Annotated in this window: 22 protein-coding genes; 7 read left to right on the forward strand and 15 right to left on the reverse strand. The window is 71.9% G+C overall.

The window, feature by feature from the left end; all coding sequences use genetic code 11:
- Positions 1-101 precede the first annotated feature (101 nt).
- On the forward strand, positions 102-1,238 hold the full coding sequence (locus ABD143_RS20810) for a hypothetical protein (protein ID WP_343980839.1): 1,137 nt from the start codon (positions 102-104) through the stop codon (positions 1,236-1,238).
- 45 nt (positions 1,239-1,283) lie between these two features.
- On the opposite strand, the gene meaB is transcribed toward ABD143_RS20810, so the two are convergent.
- Both meaB and ABD143_RS20820 read right to left on the reverse strand, forming a co-directional pair.
- The gene (gene meaB / locus ABD143_RS20815; RefSeq protein ID WP_343980842.1) at positions 1,284-2,249 is read right to left on the reverse strand and encodes a methylmalonyl Co-A mutase-associated GTPase MeaB; all 966 of its coding nucleotides are present in this window, start codon (positions 2,247-2,249) and stop codon (positions 1,284-1,286) included.
- Positions 2,250-2,259: 10 nt separating this feature from the next.
- Positions 2,260-3,450 carry an acetyl-CoA C-acetyltransferase gene (locus ABD143_RS20820; protein ID WP_343980845.1) on the reverse strand — a complete coding sequence of 397 codons (1,191 nt, stop codon included), beginning with the start codon at positions 3,448-3,450 and terminating at the stop codon, positions 2,260-2,262.
- A 146-nt stretch (positions 3,451-3,596) separates the two neighbouring features.
- On the opposite strand from ABD143_RS20820, the gene mce reads away from it, so the two are divergent.
- From mce to ABD143_RS20835, 3 genes are all read left to right on the forward strand, one after another.
- Entirely contained in the window at positions 3,597-4,034 is a 438-nt protein-coding gene (gene mce / locus ABD143_RS20825; protein ID WP_343980848.1) for a methylmalonyl-CoA epimerase, read from the forward strand.
- 127 nt (positions 4,035-4,161) lie between these two features.
- Complete coding sequence (ccrA, locus tag ABD143_RS20830) at positions 4,162-5,493, forward strand: crotonyl-CoA carboxylase/reductase (protein ID WP_343980852.1); 1,332 nt, start codon at positions 4,162-4,164, stop codon at positions 5,491-5,493.
- Positions 5,494-5,578: 85 nt separating this feature from the next.
- A complete protein-coding gene (locus ABD143_RS20835) occupies positions 5,579-6,643 on the forward strand; it encodes a hypothetical protein (RefSeq protein ID WP_343980854.1) in 1,065 nt (354 codons plus the stop codon).
- 5 nt (positions 6,644-6,648) lie between these two features.
- On the opposite strand, the gene ABD143_RS20840 is transcribed toward ABD143_RS20835, so the two are convergent.
- The 5 genes from ABD143_RS20840 to ABD143_RS20860 all read right to left on the reverse strand — a co-directional run bounded on the left by ABD143_RS20840 (position 6,649) and on the right by ABD143_RS20860 (position 12,078).
- The gene (locus ABD143_RS20840) at positions 6,649-6,936 is read right to left on the reverse strand and encodes a hypothetical protein (protein WP_379659892.1); all 288 of its coding nucleotides are present in this window, start codon (positions 6,934-6,936) and stop codon (positions 6,649-6,651) included.
- Between the two features lie 14 nt (positions 6,937-6,950).
- Positions 6,951-8,735: a 3-hydroxyacyl-CoA dehydrogenase family protein gene (locus ABD143_RS20845; protein WP_343980861.1), complete on the reverse strand. Its 1,785-nt coding sequence runs from the start codon at positions 8,733-8,735 to the stop codon at positions 6,951-6,953.
- 79 nt (positions 8,736-8,814) lie between these two features.
- The gene (locus ABD143_RS20850; protein WP_343980864.1) at positions 8,815-10,314 is read right to left on the reverse strand and encodes an aldehyde dehydrogenase family protein; all 1,500 of its coding nucleotides are present in this window, start codon (positions 10,312-10,314) and stop codon (positions 8,815-8,817) included.
- A gap of 97 nt (positions 10,315-10,411) precedes the next feature.
- Positions 10,412-11,071, reverse strand: coding sequence for an endonuclease NucS (gene nucS, locus ABD143_RS20855; RefSeq protein WP_343980866.1), 660 nt, complete (start codon positions 11,069-11,071; stop codon positions 10,412-10,414).
- A gap of 26 nt (positions 11,072-11,097) precedes the next feature.
- On the reverse strand, positions 11,098-12,078 hold the full coding sequence (locus ABD143_RS20860; RefSeq protein WP_343980869.1) for a helix-turn-helix transcriptional regulator: 981 nt from the start codon (positions 12,076-12,078) through the stop codon (positions 11,098-11,100).
- A gap of 42 nt (positions 12,079-12,120) precedes the next feature.
- Here ABD143_RS20860 and ABD143_RS20865 point away from each other — a divergent pair, with 42 nt between their 5' ends.
- Positions 12,121-12,654 carry an NUDIX domain-containing protein gene (locus ABD143_RS20865; RefSeq protein WP_343980871.1) on the forward strand — a complete coding sequence of 178 codons (534 nt, stop codon included), beginning with the start codon at positions 12,121-12,123 and terminating at the stop codon, positions 12,652-12,654.
- A gap of 33 nt (positions 12,655-12,687) precedes the next feature.
- Complete coding sequence (locus ABD143_RS20870) at positions 12,688-13,848, forward strand: acyl-CoA dehydrogenase family protein (RefSeq protein ID WP_343980873.1); 1,161 nt, start codon at positions 12,688-12,690, stop codon at positions 13,846-13,848.
- Here ABD143_RS20870 and ABD143_RS20875 read toward each other — a convergent pair.
- From ABD143_RS20875 to ABD143_RS20905, 8 genes are all read right to left on the reverse strand, one after another.
- Positions 13,845-15,254 (reverse strand): selenium-binding protein SBP56-related protein, encoded by a 1,410-nt coding sequence (locus ABD143_RS20875; protein WP_343980876.1) that lies wholly within the window; start codon positions 15,252-15,254, stop codon positions 13,845-13,847. The genes ABD143_RS20870 and ABD143_RS20875 overlap by 4 nt on opposite strands.
- A gap of 216 nt (positions 15,255-15,470) precedes the next feature.
- Positions 15,471-15,773, reverse strand: coding sequence for an HNH endonuclease signature motif containing protein (locus tag ABD143_RS38280; protein WP_379659893.1), 303 nt, complete (start codon positions 15,771-15,773; stop codon positions 15,471-15,473).
- Positions 15,715-16,413, reverse strand: a complete 699-nt coding sequence (locus ABD143_RS20880; RefSeq protein WP_343980880.1) for a DUF222 domain-containing protein — start codon at positions 16,411-16,413, stop codon at positions 15,715-15,717. Before ABD143_RS20880 ends, ABD143_RS38280 begins: the two co-directional genes overlap by 59 nt.
- A gap of 50 nt (positions 16,414-16,463) precedes the next feature.
- Complete coding sequence (locus ABD143_RS20885) at positions 16,464-16,754, reverse strand: hypothetical protein (protein WP_343980882.1); 291 nt, start codon at positions 16,752-16,754, stop codon at positions 16,464-16,466.
- 32 nt (positions 16,755-16,786) lie between these two features.
- Complete coding sequence (locus ABD143_RS20890; RefSeq protein WP_343980885.1) at positions 16,787-16,984, reverse strand: hypothetical protein; 198 nt, start codon at positions 16,982-16,984, stop codon at positions 16,787-16,789.
- A gap of 67 nt (positions 16,985-17,051) precedes the next feature.
- Positions 17,052-18,281, reverse strand: coding sequence for a helix-turn-helix domain-containing protein (locus ABD143_RS20895; protein WP_343980888.1), 1,230 nt, complete (start codon positions 18,279-18,281; stop codon positions 17,052-17,054).
- Positions 18,282-18,358: 77 nt separating this feature from the next.
- On the reverse strand, positions 18,359-19,600 hold the full coding sequence (locus tag ABD143_RS20900; protein WP_343980890.1) for a cytochrome P450 family protein: 1,242 nt from the start codon (positions 19,598-19,600) through the stop codon (positions 18,359-18,361).
- 35 nt (positions 19,601-19,635) lie between these two features.
- The gene (locus tag ABD143_RS20905; protein WP_343980893.1) at positions 19,636-20,352 is read right to left on the reverse strand and encodes a TetR/AcrR family transcriptional regulator; all 717 of its coding nucleotides are present in this window, start codon (positions 20,350-20,352) and stop codon (positions 19,636-19,638) included.
- A 140-nt stretch (positions 20,353-20,492) separates the two neighbouring features.
- On the opposite strand from ABD143_RS20905, the gene ABD143_RS20910 reads away from it, so the two are divergent.
- Complete coding sequence (locus ABD143_RS20910; RefSeq protein WP_343980896.1) at positions 20,493-21,266, forward strand: enoyl-CoA hydratase-related protein; 774 nt, start codon at positions 20,493-20,495, stop codon at positions 21,264-21,266.
- Positions 21,267-21,355: the final 89 nt, after the last annotated feature.

The raw sequence follows: 21,355 nt of genomic DNA on the forward strand, positions 1-21,355 counted from the left end.
CTGTTGCGGCAACGCGGTTGACACTAGACGCCGGGTCCGACAATCTCGGACGAACAGGACGCCGGCGGGCCGATACGGCGCCGCCACCAGGGAGGGTCGAGATGTCCGGGGAAACCGGAGGGATGAGCGCAGCGGGCGGGCCCGGTGCGCTGCGCGCGGCACGCGCGGCCCGGGGCTGGTCACAGAGCGATGCCGCGCGCCGGCTGGCCGCGCTCGGGGAGGCCGCGGGCGCCCCGGTCGCGGCGGCGCCGAGCCTCAAGACGCTGCTCTCCCGCTGGGAGAACGGCCACGCGGTCCCCGAGCCGCAGTACCGCGCACTTCTCGGCGAGCTGTACGAACGCACCCCGGCCGAGCTGGGCATCGCGGGCGCTGCTGCCGATCCCGCGGCCGTCGGCGCCCGGGAGCGTCTGCTGGCAGCGCTAGCGGCGGCGGCCGCCGTCCGGCAGGCGGGCATGGAGTCGTGGTGGCAGCAGCTCGCGGCCGCCACGCGGCTGGACGACGAGTTCGGGGCCGCGGGAGCGGGCGAGCTGGTCCGCGCACAGGCCGATCAGCTCGACGAGACCCTCACCCACACCACCGCCACGGCGCAGCGGGCGGCCGTGGCCGCGGTGCTGGCCTGGACCACCGCGCTCGCGGGAGCGCAGGAGCTCGACCGGGGCCGGCCCGACCATGCCTGGCTGCGCTACGAGCGGGCCCGCGCCGCGGCCCGGGAGGCGGAGGTGCCCGCCGCCGAAGCCGTCGCCGTGGCGGGCCAGGCCGCGGTGCTGGTCGACGTGGGTGAGGCCGCCACCGCCGTCGAGGTCGTCGACGCCGCCGGGCCGTTCGCTTCCGACGCCGCCCAGACGTGGCTCGCCGCTGCCCGTGCCGTCGCGCGAGCAGCGGCGGGCGACGCCGAGGAGGCTCGGGCCGCGATTCCAGCGGCCGTCCCGACGGCCGACGCCCTCCGCCCGGACGGGCGCCCGGTCGTCGAGCTCGCCGACCTGCACCGCTGGCACGGCCGCACCCTCGTCAGCCTGGGCGACGCAGGGGCCGCCGTCCGGCCGCTGGAGCAGGCTCTTGCGGCCCGGCCCCGCTCGGCTCGCCATCGCGCCGCCGTGCACGCCGATCTCGCGCTGGCGCTTGCGGCCGAGCAGCCGCAGATCGCGGCCGGCCACGCGCGCACGGCCCGCGAGATCGCCACGGGCATCGGCGCAGAGCGGATCATCGCCCGGCTGTCCGCGCTCCACAGGGAACGGTGAAGGGGCGGTGAGCATGGAACGCGCACATCGCGCGCCGGGCTCCGCTCAGTCCCGTCCCAGCTCCGCCACCAGCTCGTCGGCCGCGCAGTACGGGTCCAGCTCGCCCGCCACCACCCGCGCCGCGAGCTTCGGCAGGCCGAGCGCGCCGCGCAGATCCCCGATCCGGGCCCGCACCTGCTCCAGGGTGATCGCCTGGATCTCGGCCGCTGCGCGGGCGAGCCGGCGTCTGTTGCGTTCACCGCTCTGGTCGAGCCAGCGGCGGTGTGCGTCGAGCGCACCCACCAGGTCGGCCACACCCTCCCCGCGCACAGCCACGGTGCGCACCACAGGGCGTTCCCACCCGCCGTGGGCGGGCTGCTCGCCGAGCATGAGCATGTGCCGCAGGTCCCTCACGGTCTGGGCGGCGCCCTCGCGGTCGGCCTTGTTCACAACGAACACGTCGGCCACCTCGAGGATGCCCGCCTTCGCGGCCTGGATGCCGTCGCCCATGCCCGGGGCGAGCAACACCACCGTGGTGTCGGCGAGCCCCACCACCTCCACCTCGGACTGCCCTACCCCCACCGTCTCCACGAGCACCACGTCGCACCCGGCGGCGTCGAGCACGCGCAGCGCCTGGGGGGTCGACCAGGCCAGCCCACCGAGGTGGCCGCGGGTGGCCATGGAGCGGATGAACACACCCTCGTCCGTGGCGTGCTCGCCCATCCGCACGCGGTCACCCAGCAGAGCTCCGCCGGAGAACGGTGACGATGGGTCCACGGCCAGCACGCCCACTCGCCGGTCCTGCGCCCGCAGAGCTGCGACCAGCGCGGACGTCGAGGTCGACTTGCCCACGCCCGGTGGCCCGGTCACCCCCACGACGTGCGCGCGGCCGGTATGCGGGGCGAGCGCCTGTGCCACCTCACGCAGGCCCGGCCCGTCGTCCTCGACCAGGGAGATCAGCCGCGCGACGGCCCGCTGCTCGCCGAGCCGGGCGCGGTCCACCAGGTCGGGCACGTCGACCGGGCGCGCCATTCCGGTGCGGTCAGCTCGCCGCCGGCACGCGGATGATCAGGGCGTCACCCTGACCACCGCCACCGCACAACGCCGCCGCGCCGATCCCGCCGCCCCGGCGGCGCAGCTCCAGCGCGAGGTGCAGCGCGATGCGGGCGCCGGACATGCCGATCGGGTGGCCGAGCGCGATGGCACCGCCGTTGACGTTGACCTTGTCGGGGTCGATGCCCAGCTTCTTCGTGGACACCAGGCCCACCGCGGCGAAGGCCTCGTTGATCTCCACGAGGTCGAGGTCGGCGACGTCGATGCCCTCCTTGGCGCACGCCTTCTCGATGGCGTTGGCCGGCTGCTCGTGCAGGCTCGCGTCCGGGCCGGCCACCACGCCGTGGGCGCCGATCTCGGCGATCCAGGGCAGGCCCAGCTCCTCCGCCTTCGCCTTGCTCATCACCACCACGGCAGCGGCGCCGTCGGAGATCTGCGAGGCCGAGCCCGCCGTGATCGTGCCGTCGGACGAGAACGCGGGACGCAGCTTCGCGAGGCTCTCGCCCGTGGTGTCGCCCCGCACGCCCTCGTCGGTGTCCACGATCTTCGGCTCGCCCCTGCGCTGCGGCACGGTCACGGGCGCGATCTCGTCGGCGAACGTCCCGTTGGTGGCGGCCTTGGCGGCGAGCTGGTGCGAGCGGGCCGCGAACCCGTCCTGCTCCTCGCGGGTCAGGCCGTAGCGCGAGTTGAACTTCTCGGTGGAGGCACCCATGGCCATCTGGTCGAAGGCGCAGAACAGGCCGTCGTGGGCCATGTGGTCGAGCATCGTGACGTCGCCGAACTTGAACCCGTCGCGCGACCTGGGCAGCAGGTGCGGCGCCTGCGTCATCGACTCCTGCCCACCGGCCACCACCACGTCGAACTCACCTGCGCGGATGAGCTGGTCCGCCAATGCGATCGCGTCGACACCGGAGAGGCAGACCTTGTTGATGGTCAGCGCGGGCACGCTCATGGGGATGCCGGCACCTGCTGCGGCCTGCCGGGCGGGGATCTGCCCGGCGCCCGCGGTGAGTACCTGCCCCATGATCACGTACTCGACCTGCTCCGGGGCCACCCCGGCCCGCTCCAGCGCGGCCTTGATCGCCACGGCGCCAAGCTGCGCACCACTGAAGTCCTTGAGCCCACCCGACATCTTCCCCATCGGGGTGCGGGCGCCTGCGACGATCACGGATCCGGACACGGCTGACCTCCAGCGGCTGCGGCGGGGTGCATCGACGATACCCGCCGGTAGGACGAAAGTTCGCGGTCCGCGGCCCGATCATGTCCGTGACGCCTCGCACTAGCGATCCTGGAGCACGTCAGGGCGGTCGCGGCTACATTCCGGGCATGGGAGAGCACACAGTTCTGGCGGTCGACCACGTGGGCATCGCCGTGGCAGACCTGGACGCGGCCATCGACTGGTACGGCTCGATGTTCGGGCTGGTGGCCACACACACCGAGACCAACGAGGAGCAAGGCGTGCGCGAGGCCATGCTCTCCGCGCCGGGCGACGCGGGCGCGGCGGTGCAGCTCCTCGCGCCGTTGCGCCCGGACTCCGCCATCGGCAAGTTCCTCGACCGCAACGGCCCCGGCATCCAGCAGATGGCCTACCGCGTGGCGGACATCGACGCGAGCTGCGCGGCGCTGCGGGAGAAGGGCGCGCGGCTGCTCTACGACGAGCCGCGGCGGGGCACTGCCGGTTCGCGCGTCAACTTCGTACACCCGAAGGACGCGGGCGGCGTGCTCGTTGAGCTGGTGGAGCCCGCATCGGAGTCGCCGCACTGACCACCCGCACTGACCAGTGGGCCTGGTCACGCGGCGGGACGGCATGGGACGGGCCACGGCGGTTACCATACCGCGCAGTAGGTCTTGGGATACCAAGCAACACGATTTGAGCCAGCGGAGGCCGACCGTGCAGGAGATCCTCGACGCCATCCTCGCCGAGCAGTACGACGCGCTCGCCGGCCTCGCCGTGCCGGACCACTACCGGGGCGTGACAGTGCACGCCGACGAGGCGGAGATGTTCGACGGCATCCCGTCGCACGAGAAGGATCCGCGCAAGAGCCTCCACCTCGACGAGGTGCCCACCCCCGAGCTGGGACCAGGCGAGGCGATCGTGGCGGTGATGGCCAGCGCCATCAACTACAACACCGTCTGGACGTCGATCTTCGAGCCGATTTCGACCTTCGAGTTCCTGCGTCGGTACGGGCGGATCTCCTCGCTCACGAAGCGGCACGACCTGCCCTACCACGTGGTCGGCTCCGACCTGGCCGGTGTGGTGCTGCGGACGGGCCCTGGCGTCAACGCGTGGAAGCCCGGCGACCAGGTCGTCGCGCACTGCCTGTCGGTCGAGCTGGAGAGCCCGGACGGCCACGACGACACCATGCTCGACCCGCAGCAGCGCATCTGGGGCTTCGAGACGAACTTCGGCGGCCTGGCCGAGCTCGCACTGGTCAAGTCCAACCAGTTGATGCCCAAGCCCGCGCACCTGACGTGGGAGGAGGCCGCCTGCCCCGGCCTGGTCAACTCCACCGCGTACCGGCAGCTCGTCTCGCACCACGGGGCCGGGATGAAGCAGGGCGACACCGTGCTGATCTGGGGCGCGTCGGGCGGGTTGGGTTCGTACGCCACGCAGTTCGTCCTCAACGGCGGGGCCATCCCGATCTGCGTCGTCTCGTCGCCCGCCAAGGCCGAGATCTGCCGGGCGATGGGCGCGGAGTTGATCATCGACCGGAATGCGGAGGGTTACCGCTTCTGGTCAGACGAGCACACCCAGGACCAGAAGGAGTGGAAGCGCTTCGGCGCGAAGATCCGCGAGCTGACCGGAGGCGACGACCCGGACATCGTGTTCGAGCACCCGGGCCGGGAGACCTTCGGCGCGAGCGTGTACGTGGCCAGGCGGGGCGGCACCATCGTCACCTGCGCCTCCACGTCGGGTTACGAGCACACCTACGACAACCGCTATCTGTGGATGAACCTCAAGCGGATCGTGGGCTCGCACTTCGCGAACTACCGCGAGTCCTACGAGGCCAACCGGCTGATCGACAAGGCGCTGATCCACCCCACGCTGTCGAAGGTGTACCCGCTCGGGGAGACCGGCCGGGCCGCGATGGACGTCCACGGCAACACCCACCAGGGCAAGGTGGGGGTGCTCGCGCTCGCACCCGAGGAGGGGCTCGGGGTGTCCGACCCGGAGAAGCGCGAACGGCACATCGACGCGATCAACCGCTTCCGCGGCGTCTGAATCGGGCAGGCCTCAAGGAGTGGTCGCATTCACCACGGAGCGTGCTCGCGGACGCCGTTCGGGGCTCGCCCGGTACGGTGAGCCCATGGCCGGACAACCCTCTTCATCCTCGTCTGACACCGGCTTCGAGGTCGTCCGCAGGGGCTATGACCAGGGGCAGGTCGACGCCCATCTGCGCAGGTTGGACGCCGAGGTGAGCATCCTCGTCGCCGATCGGGACGCGGCACTCGCGCAGGCCGTCCAGCTCGCCAGCGACCTTGACGAGGCCCGGGTGCGCGCTGAGAAGCTGCGCGCCCAGGTACGTGCGCTCGCGAGCCCGCAACAGAGCGCGCAGACCACGAGCGAGCGCATCCGGACGATGCTCCGGCTGGCCGAGGACGAGGTCGCCGAGATGCTCGGCCGCGCCGAGACCGACGTCAACCGGCGCACGAAGGAGGCCGACGCGCAGGCCGCGCAGCTCCTCGCGGCCGCCCGCGAGGAGGCCGACCGCCTCCAGAACGAGGCCAGAACCGAGGCCGAGCGGTTGCAGCAGGAGATCGCGCACACCCGCAAGACGCTCGCCGCCGAGCACGAGGCCGACGTGCGCAAGTTCGCCGCGGAGCGGGCCGCTGCCGAGCGGGAGCACGCGGCGCTCGTCGCCGCGACGGCCGAGGAGCGGGCCAAGGCCTGGGCGACATCGGAGGCCGAACGCACTCAGGTGGAGGAGGACTTCACCATCGCGATGGACCAGCGCCGCGCCGAAGCCATCGCGGCGATCGCGGCCGAGCGGGCCGCCGCGCGCACCGAGATCGAGGAGCGCCGCGAGGCCGCCGCCGCCCAGGCCAGGGAGATGCTTGCGGCGGCCGAAACACAGGCCCAGGCCCTAATCGCCGCGGCCGAGCACCGCACCGCCGAGCTGCTGGTCGCGCGCACGCGCATCGCCGAGCAGCTCGACAGCACCCGCATGGTGCTGGAGGAGATGATCACCACGCTGGCCGCGGCGCCCGCCGTCCCGGTGCCCGCCACCCGCAAGACCCCCGCCGCTCCGAAGCCCGCCGCCCCTCCGGAGACCGCCGCCGCTCCGGAGCCCGGCACGGGCGACGGCACTGCCAACGGCACCGGCCACCGCCCGAGCCCGAGGCCGCACGCGCGGGCCAGCGCCCCCAGCTGACCCCGTCAGCGGCGCCGCCCCGGGCGGCGCCGCCCTCGTGCCGCCCAGCATGCGACGTGCCAATGCCTCCGGTCGGCCACGGAGCCCCACTCCTCAGCGGGCCACGTCACGACGTGGCCCGTGCCGGCGCGGATGAGCTGGTCGCAACCAGGACAGCGGTAGTCCTTCGTGGACGACGAGCCGGAAACGCTGCGCACCACCCATTCGCCGTCCGGCCCGCTCTCGCGGCGGGTGAGCTCGGCCGAGCGCAGGGGCACATGCTCGGGCCGTCTGGGCCGGTTGGCGCGGGGCACGGAAGCAGAACGCGTCAGCGGGCGGCGTAATCGCGGAAGCCGTGGCCGGTCTTGCGTCCCAGCCGCCTCGCCATGACGAGGTGTTCGAGGAGCGGGGCCGGTGCGAACCCGGAGAGCCGGAACTCCTGGTAGAGCGAGCGTTCGATGGCGAGCGAGACGTCCAGCCCGACCACGTCGAGCAGCTCGAACGGGCCCATCGGCAGCGCACAGCCGGTCTTCATCGCGGCGTCGATGTCGTCTGCGGTGGCGTACTGCGCCTCCAGCATCTTCACGGCGTCGTTGAGGTACGGGAAGAGCAGCGCGTTGACGATGAACCCGGCGCGGTCGCGGCACGAGACGGGCACCTTGCCCAGCCGCGCGCACAGCGCCAGCGCGGTGGCCGCGACGTCGGGGGCGGTGGTGATCGTCGAGACGACCTCGACGAGCTTCATCACCGGCGCCGGGTTGAAGAAGTGCAGGCCCACCACGTCGCCGGGCCGGGACGTGGCCGCGGAGCACTCGACGACCGGCAGCGACGACGTCGTGGTGGCGAGCACGGCGCCGGGCTTGCAAACCTCGTCGAGCGCGGCGAAGACGGCCCGCTTGACGTCCAGTTCCTCGGCGACGGCCTCGACCACCAGATCGGCGTCGCCGAGGTCCTCGAGCCGGGTGGTGCCGGTGATCCGTGCGATGGCGGCGTCGCGCTCCGCCTCGTCGAGCTTGCCGCGCACCACGGCCTTGTCGAGGGACTTGCGGATCGCGGCGAAAGCGCCGTCAACCTTGGACTGGCTGCGGCCGCGCACCACGACGTCGAATCCGGCCTTGGCGAACACCTCGACGATGCCGGACGCCATAGTGCCGGTGCCGACCACGCCGACGCGCTGGACGTCGCGCACGGGGGTGTCCTCCGGCACGACGCCGGCCGGCGTGAGCGCGTCGGGCACGACCTCCGAGCTGTGCGGCTTGGCGTAGGTGTAGAAGCCGCGGCCGCTCTTCCGGCCGAGCAGCCCGGCGGTGATCATCTGCTTGAGCACGGGGGCAGGCGCGTGCATCTGGTTGCGCGACTGCCGGTACATCGTGTCGAGGATCTCGTACGAGGTGTCGAGCCCGATGAGGTCGAGCAACGCGAGCGGGCCCATCGGATACCCGCAGCCATAGCGCATCGCCGCGTCGAGGTCCTCGCGGCTGGCGTAGCGCGACTCGTACATGCGCGCGGCGTGGTTGAGGTAGCCGAAGAGCAGCGCGTTGGCGATGAATCCAGCGCGGTCGCCGATCACGACCGGAACCTTGTCCAGGGTCGCGGCGAACTCCTTGACGTCGTCGATCACGTCATGCTCGGTGACGACCGTGCGCACGACCTCCACCAGCCGCTGCACCGGCGCGGGGTTGAAGAAGTGCATGCCGACGACGCGCCCGGGGCGCCCGGTGCGGACCGACAGCTCCGTGATCGACAGCGAGGACGTGTTGGACGCCAGGATCACATCGGGCCGGCAGACGCGGTCCAGCTCGGCGAGCACGGCAGTCTTGAGCTCGCGGCTCTCCGGCACCGCCTCCACCACCAGGTCGGCGTCGGCCATGGCGGCGAGCGATGTGGTCGTGGTGATGCGCCCGAGCAGTTCGTCCGCGTCCTCCCGGGTGATCTTGCCTCGGCCGACAGCCCGCGCCGTGGACGTCTCGAGGTGCACCCGCCCGCGCTCGACGCCCTCCGCGTCGGCCTCCGCCGCGATCACCTGCAGCCCGTGGCGCGCGAACACCTCGACGATCCCTGCGCCCATCGTGCCCAAACCGACAACTCCGACCGTCCGGAACTCGCGTGCCACGCTGCAACCTCCACCAGAGTCGACTGCTTGGGAAACCACCCGATCCTCGCATCCCCGTGGGATTCGTGGGCTGTGAGCGCTACCTCCCGTACCGCAGCCGGACGAGGCCGACCAGCACCTTCATCGTCTGCGACGTGCGCCGGAAGCTGGTGACGGGCACCGGGAGCGGGAAACGCTGGCGCGCGACGGCCTGCGGCCGGGTGAACTCCCGCAGCCCGTCCTCTCCATGGATCCGGCCGAACCCGGAATCGCCGACCCCGCCGAACGGCAGGCCGGGGATCCCGGCGAAGGAGATCACCCCGTTGACCGACACCATCCCGCAGCGCAGCCGCGCGGCGATCTCCTCACCGCGCGCCCGGGAGAAGACCGTGGCGCCCAGCCCGTAGCCGGTGCCGTTGGCGAGGCGCACGGCCTCGTCGACGTCGGGCACGCGGTTGACGACGAGCAGCGGCCCGAACGTCTCCTCGGTGACGGCGGTGCTGTCCTCGGGGACGTCGACGATCACAACCGGCTCCACGAACGGCTCCCGCACGGACTCGGCGCCGCCCACGACGGCCCGCCCGCCCTTCGCCAGCGCGTCCTCCACATGGCGGCGGACGACCTCGGTCTGGGCCGGCATGGTCATCGGGCCGAAGTCGCCGCCGGAGCCGGAGCGCAGGCGGCGGGCCTTGGCCACGACCTTCGCCGTGAACTCCTCAGCGACGGCCTCGTGCACATAGACGCGCTCGACACCCACGCACGTCTGCCCGGCGTTGGACATCCCGCCCCATACTGCGGCGTCCGCGGCCGCCTCCAGGTCGGCGTCCACGTCGACGATCAGCGGGTCCTTGCCACCGCACTCGATCAGTACCGGCGTAAGCGTCTCGGCGCAGGTGGCCATCACGCGCTTGCCGGTTGCCGTCGAGCCCGTGAACGCGATCTTCCCGACGCCGGGCGCCCGGCAGAGCGCGGCACCGGTCTCCCCGAAACCGGTGACGACCTGCAGCAGCGGCCTGCCGTCGACGATCTCGGCGAGCGTGTCGGCCAGCGCGACCCCCACGCCGGGCGTGAGCTCGCTGGGCTTGAAGACGACCGCGTTGCCGGCGGCGAGCGCGTAGGCGATCGAGCCCATCGGCGTGAACACCGGGTAGTTCCACGGCCCGATCACGCCGACGACGCCGATCGGCCGGTAGGTGAGGCTCGCGGCCTGGTTGCCCATCAGCAGACCGGGCGCGACGCGCCTGCGCCCGAGCACCCTGGCGGCGTGCTTCGCGGCCCAGTCGAGGTGGTCGACCGCCAGCACCAACTCGAGCCGCGCGTCGTCGAGGGGCTTGCCCGTCTCCTCCGTGACGACGCGCGCGAGGTCGTCGAGCTTGCGCACGAGCACCTTCCGCCACTCGCCGAGCAGCCGGCGGCGCTCCGCGTGGCCGAGATCACCCCACCACTCCGCGGCGGACTCGGCGCGTGCCACAGCGGCCTCGACGGCGCCCGCGTCGTGTACCGGGTGGGTGCCGACGACATCGCCGGTGCGCGGGTCGAGCGACTCGAAGGTGGCCGGGACACCACTGACATCGGCGGCGGACGCTTCGGCGGCGGTCATGGGGCCAGCGTATGGGCGGCGCCCCGACCCGTGCAGGCCGACGGCGGCGCGTACGGGCCGCCCCAGGCCGGCGCAGCGGGTGACGAGCCCGGCGAGCTCAGAAGAGCCGCAGGTCCTTGCTCTCAGTGCCACGAAGCGCGTCGTAGTCCACGGCGACGCATCGGATGCCCCGGTCCTCGGCCAGCGTGCGGGCCTGCGGCTTGATCTGCTGGGCCGCAAACACCCCGGAGACCGGCGCGAGCAGCGGGTCGCGGTTCATGAGCTCCAGGTACCGGGTGAGCTGCTCGACGCCGTCGATCTCACCGCGTCGCTTGATCTCGACCGCCACGGACGCCCCGCCGGCATCGCGGCAGAGCAGGTCGACCGGCCCGATCGCGGTCATGTACTCGCGCCGTACCAGCGTGTAGCCCTCGCCGAGGACGTTGGGGTGCTCGGCCAGCAGCTCCTGCAGGTGCGCCTCGACGCCGTCCTTGACCAGCCCGGGGTCGACGCCCAGCTCGTGCCGGGAGTCGTGCAGCACCTCGTCGATCGTGATGACGAGCGACTCGTCGGCCTTGTTGCGGACGGTCCACACGCCCGGCTGCTCCTCCAGCCAGCAGGGCGGGCTCATCCAGTTCAACGGTTTGTAGGCGCGGTCGTCGGCGTGGACGCTCACCGATCCGTCGGACTTGACCAGCAGCAACCGCGGCGCCATCGGCAGGTGTGCGGTGAGCCGGCCGACGTAGTCCACCTGGCAGCGAGCGATGACGAGGCGCACTCGGAGGAGAGTAGATGCTCGTCGGATCAGCTGACCTCCGGCGGGGCGTTGCGGGCGGCGAGCGCGGCTCCGTTCGCGGCCAGTGCCGCACGCAGCTCGGGCGGGTCGAGCGCCTCCACCTCACCGCCCAGCACAGTGAGCTGCCCCGCCGCGACCGTGATGCCCTCGACGTCGAGCTCGACTTCGCGCCAGCCCGCGGCGTCCGGCGGGCCGGCGTGCGCGACGGCGCGCAGCCCGGCGTCCGGGTCGGCCACGTGCGGAAGCATCTTCAGCCCGCGCGGGCCGAGTCGCAGCCGAACCGTGGATCGCAGCATCTGCCCCTCGAACCGGCTCGCCGCGCCGGCCCACCATTCGGCCAGGTCGAAGTTCGGCGGTCGCTCGAACCCCTCGCCGGTGGGCTCGGCGCTCGTGATGCGGTCGACGCGGTAGGTCAGGACGACGTCCCGGCTCCGGGAGGCGACGTACCACGTGCCGGCCTTCAGCACGAGCCCGAGCGGCTCGATGGTGCGCTCCACGTCGTCAAAGCGGCGCCGGTAGGTGACTCTCAGCGTCCGCTGCTCCCACACGGCCTCGGCCACCGCGGCGAGCTGGGTGACCTGCTGCGGCGTGTGGAACCAGCCGGGCGCATCCAGGTGGAACCGCTCCGCCACGCTCCGCGCGTGCTCCCGCAGCTCGGCCGGGAGCGTCGCGAGGAGCTTCGCCTGCGCCCCCGCCAGTGCCGCACTCATCCCCAGCTCCGCGAGCACCTGGGGAGCGCCGACGGCGAAGATCGCCGCCGCCTCGTGCGCGGTCAGCCCGTCGAGGCGGGTGCGCCAGCCGTCGAGCAGCCGGATGCCGCCGCCGCGTCCCGGCTCCGTGTACAGCGGGACGCCCGCCTCGGAGAGCGCGGCGACGTCGCGGTAGACCGTGCGTTCCGAGACCTCCAGCTCGTGCGCCAGCTCCGCCGCCGTCGCCCTGCGCATGCGCTGGAGCGTGAAGAGCAGGGTGACCAGCCGGGACGCGCGCACCCCGCGATCGTGCCCGATCCGGGCGCCCGGCACGCTGTCCGTGTGGAGACGCTCAGCAGCCGCCAGGTCTATGCGAACGCGTGGATGTCCGTCCGCGAGGACGCCGTGCGACGCGCCGACGGCACCGAGGGCATCTACGGCGTGGTCGACAAGCCCACGTTCGCGCTGGTCATCCCCCGCGACGGCGACCGGCTGCACCTCGTGGAGCAGTACCGGTACCCGGTGCAGCAGCGCGAGTGGGAGTTCCCCGCAGGTACCGCGCCCGGCCGCGGCGAGGTGGATCCCGCCGTGCTCGCCGCCCGGGAGCTGCGCGAGGAGACGGGCCTGGTCGCCGGGCGGATGGAACAGATCGGGAAGCTCCACCTCGCGCCGGGTACGTCGAGCCAGCGCGGCAACGTGTGGCTCGCCACGGACCTGACAGCGGGCCCGCCGCAGCGCGAGGCGAGCGAGCAGGACATGCGCACCGCCTGGTTCACCACCGCCGAGCTGGAGAAGATGGTGCAGGCCGGGGAGATCACCGACTCCCCGACGCTCGCCGCATACCTGCTGCTGCAGCTCCACGACCGCCGATCTTGACCGGGCGGCCCGGGCACCGGCACCCTCCCCCGCATGGATCTGCGGGAGACCGACGAGCAGCAGCTGCTGCGCTCCTCGGTCGCGGCGATGGCCGCGAAATACGGCCACGGCTACATGCTCGAGAAGGCCCGAACCGGCGGTAAGACCACCGAGTTGTGGGCCGACGCGGGCGCCGCGGGCTACCTCGGTGTCGCGGTACCTGCGGAGTACGGCGGGGGCGGCGCCGGGATGGTCGAGCTGTCGATCGTCGCCGAGGAGATCGCCGCGGCCGGGTGCCCGCTGCTGCTCATCGTGGTGTCGCCGGCCATCGCGGCCACCGTGATCGCGACGAGCGGCACGGCCGAGCAGAAGGAGCGGTGGCTGCCCCGGTTCGCCGACGGCTCGGTGCGGATGTCGTTCGCGATCACCGAGCCGGACGCCGGCTCCAACTCCCACCGCATCACCACCACCGCCCGACGCGACCCGGCGGGCGGCTGGCGGCTCTCGGGCACCAAGTACTACATCTCCGGTGTCGACGAGACCGACGCGACGCTGGTCGTCGCCCGCCTGGAGGACGCGGCCTCTGGCACGCTGCGGCCGGCGATGTTCATCGTGCCGACCGACACGCCCGGGATGACGTTCCAGCCGATCGACATGGCGATCCACAGCCCGGAGAAGCAGTTCACCGTGTTCTTCGACGACGCCCACCTCCCGGACGACGCACTGGTCGGTGGCGAGGAGGCGGGGCTCGCAGCGCTGTTCGCCGGGCTCAACCCCGAGCGAATCACGGTGGCGGCCTACTCGAACGGCCTCGCCCGGTACGCGCTGCGCAAGGGCGTCGACTACGCGAAGGACCGCACGGTGTGGAAGGCGCCGATCGGCAGCCACCAGGCGATCGCGCACCCGCTCGCGAAGGCGCACGTCGAGGTGGAGCTGGCCCGGATGGCCACGACCCGCGCCGCATGGTTCTACGACGCGGGCGACCACGCCGCCGCGGGCGAGGCGGCCAACATCGCGAAGTACGCCGCCGCGGAGGCCGCGATCAACGCCGTGGACGCCGCGGTGCAGGCGCACGGCGGCAACGGCATGTCGATGGAGTACGGGGTGGGCACCCTCATCGGCGCGGTGCGCGCAGCGCGGATCGCGCCGGTGAGCCGGGAGATGATCCTCAACTTCATCTCCCAGCACACCCTGGGCCTGCCGAAGTCCTACTAGCGGTAGCAGTAGGAGTCGGACGAGGCGTCACCGCCCTGCAGCCGGATCTGGTGCACCCGCAGGCCCCGGAACTCGTCCCCGTGCGGGAAGAACCGCTCATCGACGGTGAGCCCGCCGTCCGCTCCCGCGTCCAGCTTGGCCATCCATGCGCCGACCCCGTCGGGGTAGAACTGCTCGTCCCACGCTCCGTAGAGCGAGTTGGTGAAGTAGACCCGCCTGCCGTCGCGGCTGACTTCGACCATCTGCGGTCCGCCCGCGAGGGGCAGGTCGGGCTCGGCCGGGTGCGGGGTGCGGCCGACGATGCCGCCCATCCGGACGGACCCCACCTCCATCGGGTGTGCGGGGTCCGAGACGTCGAACTGCTTCAGCTCTCCGGTCCCCCAGCAGGAGACGTAGAGGAACCGGTCGTCCACGGAGAGGTCGATGTCGGTGATGAGCGGCGGCACGGCGCTGAATGGCTTGAGCGCGGGCGGCAGCTGTTCGGGATCAGCGGGCTCGGGCGGGATCGTGATGACCTTCTCGGCCTTCCATTCCGCGCCGTCGCGGTACCACCGCCAGATCGACCCGGACAGGTCCTCGGTGGATATCACCACCCCGACGAAGCCCCAGGTCGCCTCCGGGTCGTGGGACGGGCGCACCTCGAGCGGCATCTGGTGCTGCGCGCCGAGGTCGACGCGCTGCACGTGCCGGCCCTCCGCGAGGTCCCAGAAATGGAGCGCATGGCCGTACTTCCCGCCCAGCAGCAGCTCAGGGACGAGTCCGTTCTCGATCATCGACGGGCTGCCCCACTCGCTGGAGATCAGCGTGTTCTGGTTGAGATGCCACCAGGCGTCGTAGGCGAAGTGCTGCGGGCCGCGGTCGGTCTCCCAGCGGCGCAGGACGTCGAACGTGGAGTGGTCCAGCAGCGCGATTCCGCCGGGGGCGTCGGCGTCGCCCTCGGGGCCGCCGATGCAGGTCAGGAACACGCCGTCAGGCCCGCAGTGCATGGTGTGCGGGCGTGAGTAGCCCGCCTTGGCCGACAGCTCCTTGGCGCTGATCGTCTTGACGACGCGCGGGGCGTGGGGGTCCGGTTGGGTGTCGAGCACGGTGATGTCCGACGACCGCAGGCCCGGCACGAGCAGATACCGGCGGGCGAGTCCTGACATGTCGTGGCCCTCGTGCCGCAGCGCGCTCGAGCAGGCGTTCCAGCCGAAGTGGTGCAGCTCGTGTCCGGTTCCGGGAACGTCCGTCCAGCCGACCACCCTGCCGTAGGTGTCGGACTCCGGATTCACGTCGACCACGGTCATCGCATCGTGCTTCTGCGCCGCCCGGTCGAACGCGACGACGTAGGCCAGCTGCTCCGGCGGAGCGGCGGCGGCCTCGGCGGCCGAGCGGTAGAACGTCGGATCCATCGTCGACTGGGTCATACCGTGCCTCCTCGTCCTGATTCTTCGGGCTGACCGCGGTCGCGATCGGATCGAATCGGGGCAGGCCGACCGTCGCTTGCCGGCAACGACGCTCGGAACGGGCATTTCTAGCAACGCACCCACGGCCGCACAATGCCCCGCCCGCCGCGCCCGGTCGGCATTCGGTCGAGTCCGCGCTGAGCCCGAGGCTTCGACTTGCTGACGAGAGCATCGTGCTCAGCTCGCGACCAGGTGTGGGAGAGGCTTACGCCGGGGTCTTCGCTCCGGGTCGATCCACCCAGGCGGGACGAACTCCGGTAGCCCATCCCGGATGCGCACGATCCACTCCGAGTGGTGCAGCAACCGATGGTGCACCCGGCACGCCATTACGAGGTTCTGCAACGCGGTCGGCCCGCCCTCCTGCCACCCGACGACGTGGTGCACCTCCGACCACGACGGCGGCCGTCCACAACCTGGGAACTCACACCCACCCCCGCGCGCAGCCACCGCGCGGGACCGCATCGAACATGACGGCGTCATCGAACCGGCCCTTCACCGTGCCGCCGGGGCGACCGCGGTGCCGGATCAGGTGCAGCTCGTTGACCTGCGGCGGCGGCCGGTCATCCGGCTCGGCCCCGTCCTGATCCAACGCCTCCACCAGCGCGGTACCCCACACCAGCAGCTCCGAGGGCGTGTACTCGTCCGCCTTCGCGGCGATCTGAACCTCGGCATCAGCCCACACCTCCGGCGCCAGCCGGTCCGCCGCAGGACTGCCCAGCACCCGGGCCACCACCTCGACATGCCGCAGCCCCGCCCGACCCGCCGCGAACACCTCCGCCGTGGCCGGCAACCGAGCCGGAAGCTGCGAACCATCCAGACCCGTCCGCGGACACACCTGCTCGGCGGCAACAACCCGCCGCCGGGCCTCGAACCGCTCCCACCCCAGCAGATCACCCAGCGCCCCGGCCACCGACTTGTAACCGCGCTCAGCGAACACACCCTGTCGATCCAAAACGGCCACCAGAGCGACCGCGGCCCGATCCATCCGCCGCGCCATCCGCTCCGACGCCGCCAGCGCCGCGATCAACTCATCCGCCCCGGCACCCGGCCCGAGCGCGTCCAGCGCGTCAGCCGCCTCGTCGAGGAGGCGGTTCACGGCGGCGACCGAACCGGTGGACACGCCTCCATACTAGTCGAACATCCGTTCGAGCACAGGCAGTTATCCACAGGTCAGGCTCGTCGTTGCCGACGGCGCCGACGCCGGGCGTGCCAGTCGGCGCGCAGCCAGCGCCACCACATCACGGTGTCCGAGTCCTCCCGCCACCGCGCACGACCCCGCGCGGCAGGCAACGCCACGGACCGGCGCAGCTTCCCCAACTCCACCCGCGACCGCCTCGGCGCCTCCAGCGTGACGAGCCACGCGTCCTCCGGCAGCTCCACCGAGTGCTGCTGGTCGGGAACCACGTCGATCGGCCGCCGCAACAGCACGCTCCCGTCACTGGCACGAGCGGTCAGCACCACGGTCGTACGCGGGCGGCCCGGCCAAGCACGATTCACCGCTCGCGCCGACCGGCGGCAGCGACCTCGGCGGCCCGCCGCAGCGAACACGGCCACACGTACCGACCCGCCTGCCCGCCGCCCGTACACGCACGGCAATGCCCGGATCCGTCGTCCCGGTGGTCGTCGTAGAGCCGCTGGGCCATCCCGGGCTCGGCTGAGATGAATGCGACGAGGTCGGCTGGGATCCCCACTGCCCGGACGCTAGAAGCGATCCGTGGCCAGACGGGTACAGAACGTACCCATACCCGTTCGGGCGATCTAGACAGCGATCCCGACGTCGGAAGCCAGTCGCCTGACTTCATCGGCCATCCCAGTCGGTGGCTTCGCCACTAACGCGATAGCCATCTCTCGCGCGTACGAGTTGAAGCGCACTGTCTCCGGGGCGGTGTTGGACGCGGCCACCAGGTGCGCGTAGGTGGCCGTGAAATCGTTCTGTTGGTAGTGCGCTCTGGCAACTTCGACCAGGTGCCTGCTCCGCCTGGCAATGCTCGGTATCGACGCCGCATCGAATCGGTTGGCTCGCCGGACCGCGTCGCCGGACCGTCTCAGCTCCACGTCGAGCGTGACCCCATGCGCGTTCATCACCGCCTGGCTGAATGACGACTGCGTGTGCCGGTACGCCCGCCCCAGTTGGTCGGCGACCTTGTTGGCGCGGTCCCAATATGACCAGGCAAGCCCATACTTCCCGCGGCGCGCGTGGACGTATCCGGTCTCGAACGTCAGCGCTGCCCACATACCGCGCCAGTCGTCCGGAGCGGTGTCGCTCTGCAGATGCGGCTCGAGTTGCCGGGCCCCGTCCTCGGACACCGAGATTGCCTCATCCCAGCGGCCTGCATCTCGGAGCGCCTGGGTCAGTGCCCAGGCGCCACCAGCGATGAGATTCGGGTCGTCAGCTTCCTGAGCTTCTGTCAGCGCCCGGTCGGCAACCAGCCACACGAGCTCCGGAGCAGGCTGGTAGGCGACGTAGAAGTCCGCGAGCTGGTAAACCCCGGCGAGCACCTTGCGGGCCGCACGCCGTTCCTCGCCGCGCGCCGCCTTGACCGCTTGCTGCGCATCCCGGACGAGCGCGGGGAGGACCGCACCAACCGCGGTGCGGTGGTCGGGGGTGGAGTGCCGGATCGCCCAGGCCTGTTCCAGCCGCATCGCGAGATGACGCGACCTGACCGGCTGGACCTCCGACTGCACCAGCCGGTAGTCAGTGAGAGCAGCGCGTACCGCGCCCAGGGCCGAGTGGGCTTCGCTCGTGAACGACTCGACAGGCACGGCAACCCCGTTGCCGGTCAGCTCGGCCAGGTCTGCTACCCCGAGCGCTCGTGCAAGACCGAGCAGGAGCGGAAGTCGCGGCGTCTGGAGCCTGCCGTTCTCGACGGCCTTGACCCACTCGGCGCTACGGCCGACCAGGCCGCCGAGAACCGCACGGCTCATGCCCGCCTGTTCGCGAAGCCTCCTGATCCGCTCCCCGGTCGACCCCTCCAGATCGTCGGCCACGCCGACCCCCTCCCACCCAAGGCGCCGGACACAACGGTACCGGCGAAGGGCGGGCCAGGCCCCCACCCGACCCGCCCCTACTGCATCGGCGCGCCAAGCCGCACCGGAAGCCTCGCCACCTTCCGCATCCCGGGCACCTGCTCCCACTCCAGCTCGGGCTCCGCCAGCGCCAGGTCCGGGAAACGCTCGAACAGCGCCCGCAGCGCCACCTCCCCCTCCTGCCGGGCGAGAGCGGCGCCGAGGCAGTAGTGGAGGCCGTGCCCGAACCCGACGTGCCCCTCACCGCGCCCGGACGGGCGGCGGGTGACGTCGAGCCGCTCCGGGTCGGTGTACTCGCGCGGATCGTGGTTCGCCGACACCAGCACGGTCTGCACCACCTCCCCGCGCGTGAACTGATGTCCCGCGATCTCGGCGTCCTCCGCGACGTAGCGGATCTGCGTGACCTGCACCGGGCCGCACCAGCGCATCAGCTCGTGCACGGCGCCGGGCCACAGTGACGGGTCGGCGCGCAGCAGGGCGAGCTGGTCGGGGTTCTGGAGCAGCGCGATCACGCCGGCGTCGATGAAGTGGGCCGTGGTCTCGTGGCCGGCGAACACGAGCGTGAGCACCATGGTGATCAGCTCGTCCTCGCTGAGCTGGTCGTCGCCCTCGTCGCGGACGTGGACGAGCGCGGTGAGGAGGTCGTCGGCGGGCTCGGTGCGGCGGTGCACGATGAGGTCCCGAATGTGGGCGACCATCGCGTGCATGGCGCCCGGCACGGCCTCGGGGTTGTCCATCCGCGTGAGGACCGCGCCCCACTCCTTCCAACCGGGCCGGTCCGCCTCCGGCACGCCGACCAGCTCGCAGATCACCGTGATCGGCAGCGGGTAGGCGAACTGCTCCTTCAGGTCGGCTGGGTCGGTGAGGCCGTCGAGCAGTTGGGCGGTGATCTCCTCGACCCGGGGCCGGAGGTCGTTGATCCGGCGCACCGTGAACGCGCGCGAGACGAGCTTGCGAAGCCGCTGATGGTCTACGCCGTCGGAGTCGAGGATCGTTCGAGTGATGAAGTGGGCGTATTCGGCCGGGACGCCGATCTGCGCCAGCAGGTTGTCGCGGATGTTCTCCGCGCCGACCCCCGGCACGGATTCCGGCGAGTTGACGAACCGCGGGTCGCTCAGCACGGCCCGCACGTCCTCCTGACGCGTGACGAACCACAGCGGCGAGCCGTCGGGTGCGCGCCCACGCACGACCGGCCCCTGCTCCCGCAGCCGGTTGTATCCGCCGACGGGATCGGCGATCAGTTCCGGGTCCATCATGCTCGGTTCGACGGACGCGGTCATTGTTGCTCCGTTCTCGGCACCTGGGACGTCCGGGGTCACCGGCCGCGAGGGCGCCATTCGTCGTGGTCGATGTGGTCCAGAAGCGATCGGTAGAGCTGGGCGACGGCCGGGGCGACGCGCGCCAGCTCGGCGGCGGGCGGCTCCGGCACCTGGATGGCGGCGGCAATGGCGCGTTCCAGGAGGTCTGCGCGTTCCTCGACCGCGAGGGGAGGTGGCCTGTGCGAGCCGCTGAACCCGTCGACGACGATGAAGCCGGTGGCGATCGCGTCGAACGTGTAGCGCATTTCGGGCAGCGTCAGGTCAGCGCGCAGGCAGCCCGCCTCCCGCAGCAGCCGCAGGTGCTCGTCGAGCACGTGGTCTCTGTGCGCGGTCAGCTCACCGATGGTGTCGGCAGCCTCGTGGGCGAGCCTGCCGAGGATCTCGACGTCGGAGAGGTACATCGCCCGCAGTACCGGATCGGCACTCAGCTCCAGGTAGAGCGTGCGGACGAGCCGCGCGGGCATGGCGTGCTCCGGGTCCGCCTCCGCCCGCTGGGCCGCCCGCTCGGCCACCCCGGCCTGCGCCCGCAGCAGCACGGCGAGGAAGAGCGCGTCCTTCGTGCGGAAGTGCAGGTAGACCGTGCCCTTGCCGATGCCTGCGTGGCGGGCGACCTCGTCGATCGTGACTCGCTGGTACCCCCACCGAACCAACAACTCACCCGCGGCATCGAGCACCCGCCCGACACGCGCCCCGGCGACGTCCGACCCCGCCACGCTCCCCCTCCTGACCGGTTGACCAGATTTGCGCATCTGGTCAACAAGTCAGGACGCTACCACGACCTCAGCGCGTCAGGTAGCGGAAACTCCGCACTCAGCACCTCGGGCCGCAACGCCGCCGCGGCTACCGTTGGCCCATGGCCAACTACGAGCACCTGCTGGTCAAGCAGGACGGGGACACGGTCCGGATCACGATGAACCGGCCCGAGCGGCGCAACGCGCTGTCGGAGGGCCACCTGCGCGAGCTGCTGCACGCCTTCGAGACGGCCGGGAGCAGCGACGCCACCGGGATCGTCCTGGGCGCCGAGGGCAAGGCGTTCTCCGCGGGCCACGACTTCGCCGACGTCGCTGCCCGTGACCTCGCGGGCGTGCGCGACCTGCTGCGGCTCTGCACACAGGTCATGCGCACGATCCAGGAGGTGCCCCAGGTCGTGGTCGCGCGCGTCCAGGCGATCGCGACGGCGGCGGGCTGCCAGCTCGTGGCGTCGTGCGACCTCGCGGTGGCGGCGGAGTCGGCGCGCTTCGCCCTCCCGGGCGGCAAGGGCGGCTGGTTCTGCCACACGCCGGCCGTGCCCGTGGCCCGCAACGTCGGGCGCAAGCGGCTCATGGAGCTGGCGCTCACCGGCGACCCCATCGACGCGGCCACCGCCGCCGAGTGGGGCCTGATCAACTACGCCGTGCCGGACGCCGAGCTGGACGAGCGCGTCGACGACCTGCTGGCGCGCGCCACCCGCGGGAGCCGCTTCGGCAAGGGTGTCGGCAAGCAGACCCTCTACGCCCAGCTCGACCGGCCGGAGGCCGACGCGTACGCCATCGCGATCGAGGTGATGGCGTCGCTGTCGCAGAGCCCCGGTGCCCGCGAGGGCATGGCGGCGTTCCTGGAGAAGCGGCAGGCGGTCTGGCCGGACTGAGCCGGTCCGCATCAGCGACGCGCGCCAGTTGACTGAGCTGATGCCTACGATCGACCGGAGGTACCTGTGTTCTCCGGCGGCACCGGACC

It is taken from the genome of Pseudonocardia aurantiaca, assembly GCF_039526725.1.
Lineage (GTDB): Bacteria > Actinomycetota > Actinomycetes > Mycobacteriales > Pseudonocardiaceae > Pseudonocardia > Pseudonocardia aurantiaca.